15 protein-coding genes are annotated in these 15,653 nt (G+C 67.2%); 10 read left to right on the plus strand and 5 right to left on the minus strand.

Translation table 11 applies throughout. The annotated features are described in order from the left end of the window. Positions 1 to 360 precede the first annotated feature (360 nt). The 3 genes from IEY68_RS31520 (at position 361) to IEY68_RS31535 (ending at position 2,116) form a co-directional block, all read left to right on the plus strand. Positions 361 to 762 carry a nitroreductase family deazaflavin-dependent oxidoreductase gene (locus tag IEY68_RS31520; RefSeq protein WP_063000586.1) on the plus strand — a complete coding sequence of 134 codons (402 nt, stop codon included), beginning with the start codon at positions 361 to 363 and terminating at the stop codon, positions 760 to 762. 302 nt (positions 763 to 1,064) lie between these two features. Beyond that, positions 1,065 to 1,421, plus strand: coding sequence for a TetR/AcrR family transcriptional regulator (locus IEY68_RS36550; protein WP_229719159.1), 357 nt, complete (start codon positions 1,065 to 1,067; stop codon positions 1,419 to 1,421). Between the two features lie 92 nt (positions 1,422 to 1,513). Then, complete coding sequence (locus tag IEY68_RS31535; protein ID WP_063000584.1) at positions 1,514 to 2,116, plus strand: vWA domain-containing protein; 603 nt, start codon at positions 1,514 to 1,516, stop codon at positions 2,114 to 2,116. A 204-nt stretch (positions 2,117 to 2,320) separates the two neighbouring features. Here IEY68_RS31535 and IEY68_RS31540 read toward each other — a convergent pair whose 3' ends face one another. Both IEY68_RS31540 and IEY68_RS31545 read right to left on the minus strand, forming a co-directional pair. Next, positions 2,321 to 2,968, minus strand: coding sequence for an ankyrin repeat domain-containing protein (locus tag IEY68_RS31540; protein WP_063000582.1), 648 nt, complete (start codon positions 2,966 to 2,968; stop codon positions 2,321 to 2,323). Positions 2,969 to 3,006: 38 nt separating this feature from the next. Then, entirely contained in the window at positions 3,007 to 4,188 is a 1,182-nt protein-coding gene (locus tag IEY68_RS31545; protein WP_189094606.1) for a Tle-like phospholipase domain-containing protein, read from the minus strand. Positions 4,189 to 4,663: 475 nt separating this feature from the next. Between IEY68_RS31545 and IEY68_RS31550 the strand changes: the two genes are divergently transcribed. The 4 genes from IEY68_RS31550 (at position 4,664) to IEY68_RS31565 (ending at position 9,726) form a co-directional block, all read left to right on the plus strand. Then, complete coding sequence (locus tag IEY68_RS31550; protein ID WP_063000578.1) at positions 4,664 to 6,199, plus strand: PucR family transcriptional regulator; 1,536 nt, start codon at positions 4,664 to 4,666, stop codon at positions 6,197 to 6,199. 339 nt (positions 6,200 to 6,538) lie between these two features. Continuing rightward, complete coding sequence (locus IEY68_RS31555; protein ID WP_063000575.1) at positions 6,539 to 7,015, plus strand: GreA/GreB family elongation factor; 477 nt, start codon at positions 6,539 to 6,541, stop codon at positions 7,013 to 7,015. Beyond that, entirely contained in the window at positions 7,015 to 7,533 is a 519-nt protein-coding gene (locus IEY68_RS31560) for a hypothetical protein (RefSeq protein ID WP_063000573.1), read from the plus strand. Before IEY68_RS31555 ends, IEY68_RS31560 begins: the two co-directional genes overlap by 1 nt. A gap of 183 nt (positions 7,534 to 7,716) precedes the next feature. Then, a complete protein-coding gene (locus tag IEY68_RS31565; RefSeq protein WP_063000571.1) occupies positions 7,717 to 9,726 on the plus strand; it encodes a polyprenyl synthetase family protein in 2,010 nt (669 codons plus the stop codon). A gap of 57 nt (positions 9,727 to 9,783) precedes the next feature. Here the strand turns inward: IEY68_RS31565 and IEY68_RS31570 are convergent, their stop codons facing one another. Genes IEY68_RS31570 through IEY68_RS37230 form a run of 3 tightly spaced genes read right to left on the minus strand, consistent with a single transcriptional unit; the run spans position 9,784 to position 11,734 of the window. Further along, positions 9,784 to 10,632, minus strand: a complete 849-nt coding sequence (locus IEY68_RS31570) for an ABC transporter permease (RefSeq protein ID WP_063000569.1) — start codon at positions 10,630 to 10,632, stop codon at positions 9,784 to 9,786. After that, entirely contained in the window at positions 10,629 to 11,237 is a 609-nt protein-coding gene (locus IEY68_RS31575; protein WP_229719160.1) for an ABC transporter ATP-binding protein, read from the minus strand. Before IEY68_RS31575 ends, IEY68_RS31570 begins: the two co-directional genes overlap by 4 nt. 47 nt (positions 11,238 to 11,284) lie before the next feature. Beyond that, positions 11,285 to 11,734: an SDR family oxidoreductase gene (locus IEY68_RS37230; protein WP_373293042.1), complete on the minus strand. Its 450-nt coding sequence runs from the start codon at positions 11,732 to 11,734 to the stop codon at positions 11,285 to 11,287. A gap of 94 nt (positions 11,735 to 11,828) precedes the next feature. Here IEY68_RS37230 and IEY68_RS31585 point away from each other — a divergent pair, with 94 nt between their 5' ends. The 3 genes from IEY68_RS31585 (at position 11,829) to IEY68_RS31595 (ending at position 15,395) form a co-directional block, all read left to right on the plus strand. Then, a complete protein-coding gene (locus IEY68_RS31585) occupies positions 11,829 to 12,812 on the plus strand; it encodes an alpha/beta hydrolase (RefSeq protein WP_063000590.1) in 984 nt (327 codons plus the stop codon). A gap of 111 nt (positions 12,813 to 12,923) precedes the next feature. Further along, complete coding sequence (locus IEY68_RS31590; RefSeq protein ID WP_063000565.1) at positions 12,924 to 13,730, plus strand: Mut7-C RNAse domain-containing protein; 807 nt, start codon at positions 12,924 to 12,926, stop codon at positions 13,728 to 13,730. A 321-nt stretch (positions 13,731 to 14,051) separates the two neighbouring features. Next, positions 14,052 to 15,395 carry an alpha/beta hydrolase-fold protein gene (locus tag IEY68_RS31595; protein ID WP_063000563.1) on the plus strand — a complete coding sequence of 448 codons (1,344 nt, stop codon included), beginning with the start codon at positions 14,052 to 14,054 and terminating at the stop codon, positions 15,393 to 15,395. Positions 15,396 to 15,653 lie beyond the last annotated feature (258 nt).

Below are 15,653 nucleotides of genomic sequence, written 5' to 3' on the forward strand. Positions count from 1 at the left end.
GCCGCAGCCTGATCTCATCACCGGGACTCATCTCCCGGGCTTGACATCTTCATTGGGAAGCTCCTCGAGCGGATCGGGCCCATGGACCTATCGCATCCAATTCTGTTCTCGCTCAGCGCTATACACAAGCCTTCCAATCCGGGACACGAACCGGCATCCTCGGCGCAGACCGCCGGGATCACTGATCACGGCAGTTCCGGGGATCAGTGGTCGCCACGTTCCTTCGCCTCCAGGCGTTAGCGAAGCGCCCCGGGACGAGCGCTGACAATCGGCGCGGTACGGGTCGTCGAGCTGTAGCGTGGCGAAACGGCATCGCGGGGATAGCCTGAGGAAAGAAATTCCACGAGCGAGGAGTTTTCGATGCCGGCACCACGATGGGTCGCCCGCGCCAACCGGGCCGGGCTCAACAAAGTCACCGGGTTCATCGCCCCCTGGGCCCCGGGTTGGGCTGTCGTGGTGCATCGCGGCCGGAAATCGGGTCGCGTCTTCCGCACCCCGCTCTGGGCTTTCCGCCGCGCGGACGGCTACGTGATCGCGTTGACCTATGGGGCCGAATCGGACTGGGTGAAGAACGTCCTCACCGCCGACGGCTGCGAACTGGAAACCCGCCGGCGGCGCTACGCGGTCGGCGCACCGCGCGTCTACCACGACGAGACCGCCGGCGCGATGCCACCGTTCATCCGGTTCGTGCTGCGCAGGGTGATCAGAGCGCCGGACTTCCTCAGCGTAGAGGTGGTCCGGGAGCTCGACACCGCGCACTGACCCCACCGCGCCTCTCCACAGTGGCCGACCTACCCGGCTCGGATCTACCGGCACGGGGAACACACCGGACACCGACCGTCGCGGACGCGGCCCGGGCCGGTTCAGTTCTTCCGGCCGACGGCCCGGAAGAGCACCAGCTCGGTTTCCGGGAGGTCGTCACCGAACCACCCACTGCTGCAGCGGGGCCACGCCGGGGTCGGTGTTCTCGAAACCGTCCAGCATCGAGGTCACCTGTTCGCGTGATCGGTATCGGACCTGGAGCTGTTCCGCGCGTCCTCGGTGGTGCGCTCGATGATCTCCGGATGGCTGGTATCGGCGCCGTGCGTGATCGCCAGGAAGCGACCGGGTGCCACGACGTCGCGAGCACGCTGTACCGGCACTTCCCGACCCGCGAGGATCTCCTCGCCGAGGTGTACCACCGCGAGGTGGACGAACTGGTCACCGCGGCTCCGCACCTACTGGAAACCCACCAGCCGCTGGACGCGCTGGCGGCGTGGTTCGATCGAGTGGCCGCCTACGCCCGGGTCGAACGCGATGTCTTCGCCGCCGTCGAAGATCGAACAGCACGCCGTGCTCATGGCCGTAGTGTGGCCCGCGGTGCCGACACTCGTGTTCGCACCGCTGGGGCGGTGCATCGGTTCCAGCGTTTGAGCCGCTGAGGCCGGATGGGCGGCGCGGCCGGGTCCGACCCGCCGTCCATCGCGTACTCCGGTCGGCAACGAACCGCGCGGTCGCGACGATTGTCCCTCGGGTGAACCGCCTCTACAGCGCCGGAACCGTCCGGCGCGTTGTCGAACGCATGATCCCGGTCGCGATACAGCTCGACGACGACGGCCGCATCGAGCCCTACCTCTACGCCGCCGACTACGCCAGACTGCCCGATGTCACCGTGGACCGGGTCGATGAATGGTCCGCCGAATACCTGCATCTCCGTGGCCGCCACGGCGGTATCGACTACGCGGAGATCGGCGGCTCCAACAACGAGATTCCCGTCATGCGCGAAATCATCGTCTCGGTGAACCGCCACAACGAACCGACTCTGGTCCTGTTCTTCACCGACGGCGGGTTCCGCCGAAAAGCGAAAATCGCCGCACTCATGCGGGAAGCGTCCACACTTCCCGCGTTCTGGCAGTTCATCGGCCTCGGCCACGCCGACTACGGGCTCCTGCACGATCTGGACACCATGACCGGGCGTCACGTCGACAACGCGGGTTTCTTCTCCGTCGACGATATCGACACCCTGACCGATGCCGACCTCTACAACCGGCTTCTCCACGAGTTCCCGGACTGGCTGCGTGCGGCAGAGTCCGCCGGAATACTGCGCCGCCACTCCACCGCGACGGAATCGTGGTGAGCACTGCGTCACGGTGCGGACGCCCACCGAAGCGATGCGATCGCCCGCGCCCAGTGGGCGGGGCGGCCGCGAGTCCGGTAGCGGCCGCTGCTCGGTCCCTGGCCTACCTTCCATCCAGCCGGGCCCGACCGCGCTCGAAGCCGAATGTCCGGGGGTGCACTGCATATGAGAGCTCGGCCGCCCCCACCGGTACGCTTGCTCCGCTCACCCGTTCTCGAGCGGAATACCGTTATCGCGGAGCCAGGCGGCGATCTGCTCGATCACTGCGCGCGCGGGCGCCGGCCGCAGCATGGACGGCGTCATGAACAGGTAACGCTGGAAGGTGACGCCCTGTGCGTTTTCGGCCACGGGGTCGGCGCCTGCCTGTAACAGGTCGAGGACGGTGGTGTGCTCGTCGAGCTCCGCGGCGACGTGCAGGGGGGTCTCGCCGCAGCGATCGGCGATATTCGGGTTCGCGGCAGCGGCCAAGAGGGCGCGAGCATTCGAATGCCGTTGGTGGAGTACCGCCTCGAGTAGTGGCGTGCGACCGGTATGCGGGTTGATCGCATCGGGGTCCACCTGCCGTCCGAGCAGTATCGTCAGGCACGCGGGATCGTCGGCCATCGCCGCACAGTGCAGTGGGGTGTCGCCGTCGTCGTCGGGGCGCAGTGGATCGGCGCCGGCGTCGAGCAGTGCGCCGCAGGCGCTGTCGGCTCCATTGAGAACCGCCCAATGCAGCAGCGTGATCCCCTCCGCACCGGCGGCATCCGGCTCGATACGGAGCGTGAGCAGCCGGGCCAGGTGTGCGTCGTCACGAGCCGCGATCGCCGCGGCAGCGTCCTGGTCGGCAGTTCCGTCGAACGGTGTCGCCATCGCCCGGGTGTTCCCTTCATCCGGAATTGTTCGAGTCCTCAGCTACCCGGCGGACCGGACCAGGGTCGCGCCTGGTCCAAGGCCAGCTGGACGCCCGGCAATTCGTGTAGATCGATCGCGCGGGACAACCGCCCGCCACCGTATTCGGCCGGGAACGGGTCGGGCAGATCTATTCTCGCGCCGAGCGCGGGCGCCACCTTGGCGAGCCCACCCGCAATGCCGGTGGCGCCCGCTGCACCGCCCATCGCCGCACCGACGAAACCGCCGACGGAACGTCCGGCCACAACCCCGGCTATCCGGCCTGTCTGACCGCCGATCGCAGTGCCGACCGCGCCGCCGAGCGAGGACCCCACGAGACCGCCGGCGACCCCGCCGATCACCGAACGGTGCACGCGGTGCGCCTCCTGTATTGCCGTCAACGGATCTCCGGCGACCATATAGGCGCGCACATTACCCGCCGCCGCGTAGTCCCTCGCGGCCACGGGTTCGAGGCCCAGCCCACGGATCGTCTGATCGGACAGGCCCACACCGTTGAATGTCACCGCCGGCGCACCCGATTTGAGCGCCGCAGTCGTCGCCAGACCGCCCCCGAGCGAATGACCGGTGATCACCAGGTCATCGCCGAAAGCGACGCGAGCCAGCTTGCCGAGGCGCCCGGCCATGACGTACTGGCGCGCCGGTAGTCCCATGCCCTGAGCAAAATTGGTCTGCCAACTTCGCAGGCTGGTTCGGTAGGTACCCGCGAATGCCAGCACGTACCGTCCGTCATCAGCTCGGTATATGGCGCTGGTGAGACCGCTGCGTGCATCGTTCAGCGCGCCCGGGGGTATCCCGACACTCTCCAACTCCCTACTCTCGAGCCGGACGAATCCGTCGATACGATGGCCGGGCCGGGCCGGGAGGTACACATCATCGGCAAGCTTGGCCAGTGACCGATCGATCTGTTGTGCCGCAGTCGAACGCGTACTCGCCGCGAAGGTTTTCCCGCCGCTGCGCCGACGATCGGCACCCCCACCGCGGTGATCGGGTCGCCGGATGACACTTACACCTTCGATCTCCTTCTTGCCCCGGCGAGCGGCGTTTTCGACTTCGTCGGCCCCTCTCCGCAGCGTTCCGACCATCGTGCGCATCCGCCCATCCGTGTCCCGGATCGCCCGCTGGGCCGCATGAGCCAGATTACGACCGGCCAGCTGGGCGAGGCGCCGCGCCGGAGATGTCACTGTGGTGACGCTATCCCAAAGTAGGAGGCCATGAGGTGAATGTATGCGGGCCGACCGAATTGTGATCCCGGCGAGAAGAAACCTTCGCCCCACGGCGTTCGACGTCGGAGGCGGCGGCCCGCTGCTGTCGTCTGATCACCCGGCAGCCGTATACCGCCGCTAGATGCCCGGCCTCAGCGCACGTGCCACCGTACCGATCCTGCGTTCGCTCATGTGATCCGAGAGGTGGGCCGGCCCCGCCCAGGGCATCTCCGAACGGGATACCGCAGTTGGCGGGGTCGACGGGATCGATCGGCGATCGCCTCGACAGCGGCATGGCCGCAAGTTCCGCAGGCGCTGGACAGTCGGAACCAGTCGCCGGGCCACCACCGAGAGCCGGCCGACGTGCGACTACGCCGAAGCGCGGTTCGCCCACGGACGAAGCTGCGGGTGAGGGCGGCTACGGTGGCTGGACCGATGTGGACAGGAGTCGTTCATGGTGCGGTTGGACCATCTCGTGAACGTGCTGGGCGGGTACGGAGTGCGGTTGCGCTACTGCCCGGTGTCACGAGCGACTGTGATCCGCAGCGTCGCGATGTACGACGCGACCGGGTCGGAGGACGCTACCGGCGATATCTTCCTCGCCGTAGGCGCCGGCTCCGTGCGCGAAGCGGTGGCCGGGGCGCGGGCCGCGAAAGCCGTCGCCGTGCTCGTCCGTGGCGGCGCCGATGCCGAACGAGAAGCGGCCGGGATCGGGCCCGGCGACGGGGTCGCGGTGTTGGTGGTCGATCCCGCGGTGTCGTGGAGTCAGGTCACCGGCGTGGTGTTCGGTTTGGTCCTGGAGGGTCGGGAAACGGCGTCCGGACGCGGTCCGACGGATCTTTTCGCATTGGCCGACAGCTTGGCGGCCGCGGTCGACGGCGCAGTGGCCATCGAGGATCCCGTGTTCCGCGTGATGGCTCATTCCACCCCGCAGCGGGGAGCCGACCGAGCACTGTCGGAGACGGTGCTGCGCCGGCAGCTGCCCGCGACCTTGCGGACCCTTTTCGATTCGCGTGGCGTCTACGCACATCTGGCAAGTTCCGACGAGCCGTTGTTCGTCGATCCGGATACAGAGCACGGGCTCGACGGGCGAATGGTGATCGCCGTGCGCGTGGGCCGGGAACTGCTCGGGTCGGTATGGGTGACCTGCGCAGCGCCGTTGACGGGCGTACGGCGGACCGCGTTGGCCGACGGCGCGCGGACGGTGGCCCTGCATCTACTGCGATCCCGGGCGAGCGCGGATCTGGAGCGTCAGGTGGAATCCGAGCTGGTGATCCGGCTGCTGGAGGGCAGCCCGGATGCCGCGACCGTGGTCGGCCGGCTCGGGTTGGGGTCGGCACCGTTACGAGTGGTCGCGGTGCGCGCCCAGATCGCCACGGAACGACACGCCGGCCTACTCCTGGCCTTCGAGCAGGCGACCCAAGGTTTCGGCTGGTCGCGCCCGGGGCGCAGCGCGCTGTCGGACAACACCGTCTACACGATCCTGCCCGGCGAGCAGGTTCGCACCGCCCGGGATTGGGTAGCGGCGCTGCGGGCGGCGCTACCCACCCGGGTGACGGTATCGGCCGGTATCGGTGGACCCGCGACAGCGACCGATCTGCCCGCCTCCAGGCAGGAAGCAGACGAGTGCCTGGCGCTGCGCGAACAAGGAACAACGGATATCCCGTCTCCGGCCTACGACGAATCCTGGAGTGAGATCCTGCTGCAACGATTGCGGGCGGCGGCGCGGGCCGGGCGGATACCGGCGCGCGGGCCGGTCGCCGAATTGCGCCGATACGACAGCGAGCACGCCACGGACTACGTCGCGACGCTGCGCGCATGGCTCGACGCACAAGGCGACCCGGTCGATGCCGCCGCCCGGCTCGGTGTCCATCCCAACACCGTGCGTAATCGGTTGCGGAAGATGCGCGACCTGACCGTTCTCGCACTCGACGACCCCCGTACTCGACTGGCCATGACGATCGATCTGGCTGCCTTCGAGAACGACTGATCCGGGTGTTGTGGCAACCGAACAACGCGGACGGTCGGAACTGTGACGAACGGACAGGCGTACTGCCGTCGCCCGAGTCATCATGGCTGTGACAGCGCATCGTCGGACAGTGGAGGTGAGCATGGCGCGCGCAACGAGTCGGCTCGACCGCGAACGCGCAGGCCGGTTTCGGGTGGAGAGCCCGGCATCCGGCTGAGTCCTCGACTATTTCCCCCATCCGTGGAGTCGGTGTCGTCAGTTCCCGGCTCCACGGAGTTCCGCCGTCGGGGCGGCGCTCCTCCCTCCCTCCGCCGCCCCGACGGCCGACCTCACTTTCCCGATCGATCCTGTAGGACGTAAATGACCACGAGCTCCCCCATCTGGCTGACACCGGATGCCCACGATCAGCTCCGGACCGAGCTGGCCGACCTGCTCGCCGCCGATACCACCGGTCGTGCCGAGAACTCCGACCCCGATGATCGGGTCACCGCCCGACACCAGCGCCTGGCGCGGATCACGCATATCCGGGACCTGTTGAGCAACGCCGTCGTCGGGCAGGATCCACCCGACGACGGGATCGCGGAGCCCGGCATGGTGCTCACCGTGGGCTACGACGGCACCGACGACACCGAAACATTCCTGCTCGGCAGCCGCGACGGGGAACAGGGCGATCTCGAGGTCTACTCGCCGGACTCGCCACTCGGCGCCGCGCTCACCGGAGCACGGCGCGGGGAACAGCGCACCTACCGCATACCCAACGGCACCGAAATCCGGGTAACGCTGCTCGAGGCCGTCCCCTATGGCCGCACCGTCGCCGGTGTTCCCCCCGGCGCCTGATGACCACGGGCGAGCGGTCGAGCTCGAGGACGCGCACGTCCACGACCGAGATCACCCTTCTACAGATCGATTCTCCGGTGATCGTCCGGGACGATCGGACGATCGCGCTGCCGATCCACTCGTGGCTGTCCGCAGGATTCTGGGATCTCTTCGGTCTTCCCCGGGCCGACCGGGCACTGGCCGCGCTCTCGTTCGGCACCGAGAGTGCGCCGCGCACCTATCTGGCCCGGCGCTCCGCTCACCCCACCACGTGGAAGGAAGAGCCACTGGCGGTGGATGTTCCCACGACGATAGGCCCCGGACCGGGAAGGCTGGAGATATCCGGTCCGATGACCCGTAGACGACGTCGCCTGGTCGAACGCACCACGCTGGTGATCGCCCTTGCCGCACCTGTCGGCTATCGCCCGCACCAGGCCCTCCCGGACCACATGTGGGAGGAAGACCGATGGCACACGACTGTCCTGGTACCCGGGGCTCGGCCCGTGTCGCACCCGGCGCCGTTCAGGAAATACCGGTAATGCGTTCCTGCCGCCACCCTTTCCGCGAATCGAGCGTGCGGGTGTAACCGCCGGCTCGACAACGGCCATCCTGCGGCGGCATCGAAGTTCGCCGATATCAACATCTTCCGCGTCCGGATGGTGTCAAATTCCACTGATCGACGGTGTTTCCGATGACCGATGCAACCAGTCAGGGGTGCCCTCATGCCACGTGGAATCGATTCAGCTGTCTTCCCGCATCTGGAGGCGGACTTGGACCGTGTCCGTGACGTTCTCGGACCTGTCCGGCTGGAGGGCAGGTCTGAACTGACCGCCCTCACGGACGAGGGGCCGAGCACCTCTCGCCGGTTGGTTCGGCCCACACTGACCCTGTTGTCGTATTACCTGCTCACCGATCCCGCGACCCCCGCGGACGATCGGGTGGTGCGCGCCGCCGCTGCCGTCGAAATGCTGCATCTGGGCTCGCTCTACCACGACGACGTCGTCGATCACGCGTACGAGCGTCGCGGCCGCCCCAGCGCCAACGTGGTGTGGGGTTCACATATGGCGGTACTGGGTGGGGACTCCATGATGCTCACGAGCGTGCGCATGCTGGCCGAACTCGGCCGACGGGAAGTTCTCGCGGGGGCGATCGCCGGTGAGCAGATGTGCGCGGGCATGGTGATCGAGGCCGCCGACCTCTACGTGACCTCTCGCAGCGAGCAGTCCTACCTGGACGCGATCGACGGAAAGACCGCGGCGGTACTGTCGTTGGCCTGCCGGGTGGGCGCGATGCAGGCCGGCCGCGCCGAGGACGCGGAAGAGGCGCTGGCCCTGTTCGGCCGACACTTCGGGATGGCCTACCAACTGTACGACGACATCCTCGATCTGACCTCGACCGTCGAAGAAATGGGCAAGCCCGTCAACGCGGATCTACCCGACGGTATATACACGCTTCCGGTGATCCGCGCGGCCGCCCGTGACGGCGATCTTGCCCGGCTGCTCCGGCGGGCGATGACGCGTGAGCAAGCGGCGCGGGCCCATGAGCTCGTCATCGCCTCCGGCGCCGTGGACGAAGCACGAACGACAGCGGGTGAATTCATGGACCGGGCCGCCGATCGGCTTGCCGCTGTGCCCGTCGACCCACGCGTCCGCCATGCGATGATCGACTACGCCCGATCCATCCTCGACCGGCGCACTCCGGGGCCGGTGGAGGCTCCACGTACGACACAGCCACCCCGATCCCGCGCAGCCGGGCTCCCGCCACATGTCGAGCAATGGTTGCGGAACTGGCTGGTGGACACCGGGCTCGCTCTCACTCCTGCCGAGGCCGGCTACCACCGGTGGACCGGAGCGATCCAGCTCCCGGCCGGGACCTTGACCCCGGCCGCGACCGCCGCGCGTGAACAGACGACCTACGGTATGGCCGTACTGACCCTGATATTGGACGACCTTTTCGAGGATCCGCAGCTGAAGGACCCGGAGGCCGTCACAGCGCTGCGGCGCGGCATGGTGGAGATGGTGCGCCGGGCCCCGGCGACGCCCGCCCGGCCCGGCGCGATCCCCACGGCCTGGGAGAGTCTGTGGCCGCGGCTGCGTGAGGGCCGGAGCGCCCGCTGGCGGGAGCGGTTCCTCGACGGCCTCGAGGATTGGTTCGAAGCGGCCGAACGCGAAGCGCACCATCGCATAAACGGCTACATTCCCGGCACGGCCGACTACCTGCCGCTGCGGATCACGACCAGTGGGATCGAAGTCGCCCTCGCCTGCATAGAGGTGTACCAGGACGGGGAACTGCCGTCGAGACTGCGCAGCCACCCCGTGATCCGCCGCTTCGAGGAACTCGCCTTCTGGGTGACCTTCGTGGAGAACGACCTGGTGGGGTTGGACCAGGACGAGGCAGACGGGGTCCCCTACAACTTGGTGCGGGCGGTCCGGCACGAGACCGGCTGCACCCGGAGCGAGGCCGTCGAGCAGGTGCAGCGCCAGGTAACGGAGCATCGCGCTCAGCTCGAGGCGGTGATCCGCTACATTCCCGGGCTCATCCGCGTGCTTCCCGGCCTGCCGGGCAAGCGGAGGGACTACGCGCAGATGTACGCGAACATCACGAATGTGGCGCTGTGGGGACGTGAGAGCGATCGGTACGAGCCGGCTTCGGCTTCTCCGGCGCCGGACTTGGAACGCTTGCGCCGTGAGCTCTACCACCGGGCCGCCGAACCAGCTCCCACCGCGTTGTAATCCCCCACAGCCGGCAGTCCCGCCCGATCCACCGTAACGATCGGGCGGGACGCGCCCTCATTGCTTCGCCGGCTGCCCGGCCTCGGTCGTTCCCGGGATACGAGGCCCGAGGGTGCGCGGTCCGGGGATTCGGATCCGAGGGATAGGCCGAAGAGCCGAGCGGGTGCGCAGATGAAAAGCGACCAGTCCGATGAGGGCGCTCGCGGCGAACCAGGTCAGTTGCACGGCGAAGCCCGCGAACGGTGTGGCATCGGAGAAACCGGCCGCGCTCGATGCCTGCATCGCCCCGTAGGAGGGCAACCAGCGCACGAGATCACTGTCCGCCCCGGCGCTGGCGATGGGGTTCTGCACGGCCATGTCGACGCAGCTGATCATCGCGATGGCGAACATCCCCTCCACCTCGCGGCGCAGCAGCGCGCCGAGGGCGACACCCAGCGCACCGTAGGTCATCGCGGCGGCGAACAGCGCCGCGGCGAGCAGGACCGGCTGCCTGGGCGACCAATAGCAGCAGATGATCGCGGTGGCGTACACGCAGACGACCGCGGAGGCCGACACCAGGCAGGCGATCTTCGCCATACCCAGCGCGACCCGGGGATACCCGGCCATCGACAATCGCCTGTCGAACGCTCCACTGCTGAAAGTCGCCGCGAACATCATGAATCCGACGATCAGTGAGACCACCATCAAGGCGGCGCTGAGCTGAGCGAGCTCATTGCCGTCGGCACGCAGCACAAGACCGGTGTCCCGAAGCCGGAACGGCACCTCGATATCGGTGACGGCCACCCGCGCCAGGGTGATCAGTACGGGGACGAAAACGGCCACCAACAGCATGGCGAACCGGTTACGTGCGTGCTCGATCAGGCCGTAGCGGGTGGCGATCAGGAACAGCCGAACACCGTTGCTCATCCGGCCTTCTCTTGTCTGTCTCGTAGGACCCCCTCGTGCAACTGCCACACCTGATCCAGTCTGTCGGTGTCGTGGGCCAGATGCGAGACGATCAGTACCGATCGGCCGGTGTCACGGAACTCGGTGACCAGATCCCAGAAACGCAGATACGTCTCCCAGTCGAAACCCTGATAAGGCTCGTCGAGGAGCAGAACCTGCGGGTCGTGCATCACCGCCAAGGTCAGGTTGAGCTTCTGCCGGGTGCCGCCGCTCAGCGTCGCGACCCGCTCATCGGCGTACTCGGCGAACCTGAGGATCTCCATGGTCTCCTCGGCCCGGCGCAGATCCGGAACGGCATAGGCCGCGGCGAAGAAGTCCAGGTGCTGGCGGATCGTGAAGGCGTCGTTCAGTACCACCTGCTGCGGGCAGTAACCGAACCGCCCACGGTGCCGGATGGTTCCCCGGTCCGGTCGCAGCGCTCCGGAAAGGACCTTCAACAGCGTCGACTTCCCCACCCCGTTCTCACCGACGATGCCCGTCAGCGTCCCCACGGGCAGCGTGATGTCGATACCACGCAGCACCGACCGCCTGCCGTACGAGTGGTGGACGTTCTCCACTTCCATCATCGTCCCTTGTCTGCCGCCGATGCAGTGGACCGATAGCGCTTCGAATGCTACCAAGCGTCACCGAAACCCTGTGCCGCAAAGTCTGATTCACGGCCGCACGATGCCCGGCCCGAGGGCTCGGCCGGGTCCGGCCGCCGCGGGAGCGGGAACATCGTGGCAACCCCTCGGCGGATACCGTCCGGGTCGTCGACCGCGTGGTCGACGAGTTCGGCACGGACGTAACCCGGGGATATCGACGTCGTCCGCAGCACCTCGTCGGCACTCTCCTGCCGCGAACCCTCCCGCAGCGTGCGTCCCGCGTTCTTCGTCCCCACGTACACCGCGTGCGTCGGGACGATCTTCAATCCGTACGTCGAGACGACCGCGACGGGATGCACCGCCCCTGAAGCCGGGCGTTGCGCACCCACCAGAATCTGGGCTCGCGCCGTCCGCTGACGAGCGCCGAGCGCCCCGAGGCGCACGCTCCGAACGGCCGTTTTTCCCGCGAAAGTGGACAATCTCGCACGATGCCTGTGCGGCGTACAGGCGAATCCGGGTTGCTTCGGTAGCGTGCTCACCCGACCAGAATCCGAGACCGATGAGGAGTACCGGGTGCGAGCGAGGAGTCGGCGGGTGGTGCGGAAGCGGTTACGGAGAGTCGCCGCGGTTGTTGCGTCGATGGTGCTGACGAGCTGTGTGGGCGGGGCGGTGGTCAGCGCGGCGCCGGTCGGCACTCCGGTGCTGCGGTCCCCGGCGGGTGGGTACGAAGAACTCTTCGTGCCATCCGGTATGGGCCCGATCAAGATCCAGGTGCAGTGGGCGGCGCGCGGTGGCAGTTCGGCGCTCTATATTCTCGACGGCCTCCGCGCACCGCACGATCACAATCAGTGGACCAGCGATACCGACGCCCTGCGGCAGTTCGCCGGTGACAACGTCACACTGGTGTTCCCGGTCGGCGGCCGTTCCAGTTTCTACACCGACTGGTACCGTCCCAGCGGCACCAACGGTCAGGAAACCACCTACAAGTGGGAAACCTTCCTCACCAGTGAGTTGCCCGACTTCCTTGCCGGATACGGGGTGTCGCGTACCAACAAGGCCATCGTGGGCGCCTCCATGGGCGGCGGGGCGGCCATGACCCTGGCCGCGCACCACCGCGACCAGTTCCGATTCGCCGGATCGTTCTCCGGATTCCTGAACCCGACCTTTCCGGTCTGGAACGAAGCGGTCCGCGCGGCGATGTGGGACGAGGGCCGGTTCAACGTGGACGATATGTGGGGCCCGGTCGGTGACCTCGCCTGGAGCCGCAACGATCCGACCGTGCAGGCCGAACTGCTGCGCGGCCTGCCGATGTATGTCTCGGCCGGTAACGGCACCCCCGGCGCTCTCGACCTGCCGTACGGGGTCGGCAACACGGTGAACGCGATGGGCTTGGAGGCAACAGCCGCGGTAGGCACTGGAATCTTCCGCGACCGGGTCGCCGCGCTGGGTATTCCGGCCCGCGTCGAGATCGTCGACGGCACCCACACCTGGCCCTACTGGGGCCGGGCGCTCGCCACCGCCCGTCCGATGATCCTGGACGTACTCGGGGCCCACTGACGGTTCTCACCAGGGCGTCCGGCATCCGGCCGGGCGCATCCGGAAGCCGTGAGTAAACTCCGAGGTTGCGTAGGGTTTCGAGCGGGATCGGTACCAGCACGGAGTTCGATCATGGAGACGCACACCGGCGATATCGCCGCGGGCCACGACAGCCTCGAACTACGCGTGTACGCCGAACTGAACGATTTCCTGCCCCCGCGGTCCCGGTTCTCGGTGCTGCGGCGGTCGGTACGGTCCCATCAGACCGTGAAGGATGTCATCGAGGCGGCCGGTATCCCGCACACCGAAATCGACCTACTGCTGGTGAACGGGGAATCGGTCGGCTTCGGACACCACCCCGGCCCGGGCGATCGGCTCGCGGTATACCCGGTGTTCGAAAGTCTCGATATCGCCGCCCTGACCCGGGTGCGCCCGCACCCGCTGCGCGAACCGCGCTTACTCGTCGACGTCAATCTCGGCGGTGCGGCTCGTCTGCTGCGGCTGATGGGCCTCGACGTCCGCTGCGAATTCGACGCCGCGGACGTACAACTCGCCGAAATCGCCGGGAACGACCACCGCATCCTGCTGACCAGGGATCGCGGTCTGCTCGCCCGTCGTATCGTCACCCACGGCCTCTTCGTGCACGCCGACCTCCCGGCCGATCAGGCCGTAGAGGTGATCGACCGGCTCGATCTCGCAAATTGCCTGGCCCCGCTCACCCGCTGCCTCCGCTGCGGCGCACCCCTCGCAGACGTAGCGAAAGCCGACGTGATCGACCGGCTTCCTCCCCTCACCCGGCGCTATCACGACAGCTTCCGCCGCTGCACCGGTTGCGACCACGTCTACTGGGCGGGCGCGCACCGAGACCGCCTCGACGAACTCGTCGCCCGCATAATGTCGAAGATCCGGCGGACATCTCCACCAGAGGGTCGTCACTGAACTCGGCCCCGGATCCCGCCACCGGCCCGAAGGCCGCTTCGGCACGGATGTACTCGTCCCATTCGCCGGACTGCGCGACAGCGACGGCGTGATCCGGCTCGGCGCTCGCATCAGCCGACGAACAACACCGTCGCCGCGCCTGCAGAGAGACGACTGCGAGGCACCCGACTGCACCGGATCACCAGACTGCGCCGAAGGCCGTACGGGACGGCCCTACTTCTCCAACGTTTTTCAACGAACATCCCAGTATGGCTGAAGTACTGGACAACCAATTCCCAGCGTTGGACACTAGAGCAATCTGCTATCGATGGGGTGAACAGCATGGTCAGAACACATATCGTTGTCGCCGGGGAAACGTTGCCGGACTTGTCGTTGCGCTTCTACGGTGACGCCGAGCTACACCGGCTGATCGCCACCGCCAGCGGGATCGCCGACCCCGATGGTATCGATGTCGGGCAACAGTTGATCATTCCCGACTTCGAGAGATACAACATTCTCGCAGGGGACACGCTGTCGGCCTTGGCATCTCGTGCCTACGGTGACACCTCGCTTTCTCCGCTGATCGCCGCCGCCAGCCGGATCGCCGACCCTGATGACATCAATACCGGGCAAGAGCTGATCATCCCCGAACTCACGAGATACAAGGTCCTCGCGGGGGACACGCTGTCGGAGTTGGCATCACGCTTCTACGGTGACACCTCGTTTTCCCCGCTGATCGCCGCCGTCAACGACATCACCGATCCCGACCGCGTCGACGCCGGGAAGGTGCTCGCCGTATTCGCCGGGCGCAGTGACGGGTTCGGGCTGACCATCGTGGACCGCAACGAGAGCGACCCTCGCATGTGGTACTACCGGTTCCAGACCAGTGCGATCGGCTGGAACCCCGGAGTCAATGTCCTGCTTCCCGACGACTACAGCACCAGTGGACGTACCTACCCCGTTCTCTACCTGCTCCACGGCGGCGGCGAGGACTTCCGCCAGTTCGACTTCCTCGGCATCCGCGACCTGACCGCCGGCAAGCCGATCATCGTCGTGATGCCCGACGGCGGGCGCGCGGGCTGGTACTCCAACCCGGTCAGCTCGTTCGTCGGCCCGCGCAACTGGGAGACGTTCCATATCGCCCAGCTGCGCCCCTGGATCGAAGCGAATTTCCGGACCTACGCCGAGTACGACGGCCGCGCCGTCGCCGGGTTCTCGATGGGTGGCTTCGGTGCGCTGAAATACACAGCCAAGTACTACGGCCACTTCGCCTCGGTCAGCAGCCATTCCGGTCCGGCGAGTCTGCGTCGCGATTTCGGCCTGGTCGTGCACTGGGCGAACGTGTCCTCGGCGGTCTCGGACTTGGGCGGCGGCACGGTCTACGGCGCGCCGTTCTGGAACCAGGCCAGGGTCAGCGCCGACAACCCGGTCGAGCGTATCGGCAGCTACCAGAACAAGCGGATCTTCCTGGTCGCCGGCACCAGCCCGGATCCGGTCAACTGGTTCGACAGCGTGAACGAGACCCAGGTGCTCGCCGGGCAGCGGGAGTTCCGCGCACGTCTCACCGATGCCGGCATCCCGCATGAATTTCACGAGGTCCCCGGCGGTCACGTCTTCCGGCCCGAGATGTTCGCCCTCGACCTCGACGGCATCATCGCTCGGCTGCGGTCGGCGGCTCTCGTGTGACCCTCGAGTTCGATGCCAGGGGCTGCACGAACAACGGTGTATCTCGGCGAGAGATGCACAAGCCTCCGAAAACCGGGAAGAACGCGGCTGCCGACCCATGACTCGAGCGGGCCGTCATGCACGAGGACGGCCCGCACTCCACAACAGAATGCGGGCGTTCGTCCCGTTCACCGCCCCGATACCACAATTCGCCCCTCGAGTTCTTCGACAGAATCCGCCCGCCGCGGTGATCCATGCTCGGGCACCGGACCGTACCGT

Source organism: Nocardia jinanensis, from assembly GCF_014645735.1.
Classification (GTDB): domain Bacteria; phylum Actinomycetota; class Actinomycetes; order Mycobacteriales; family Mycobacteriaceae; genus Nocardia; species Nocardia jinanensis.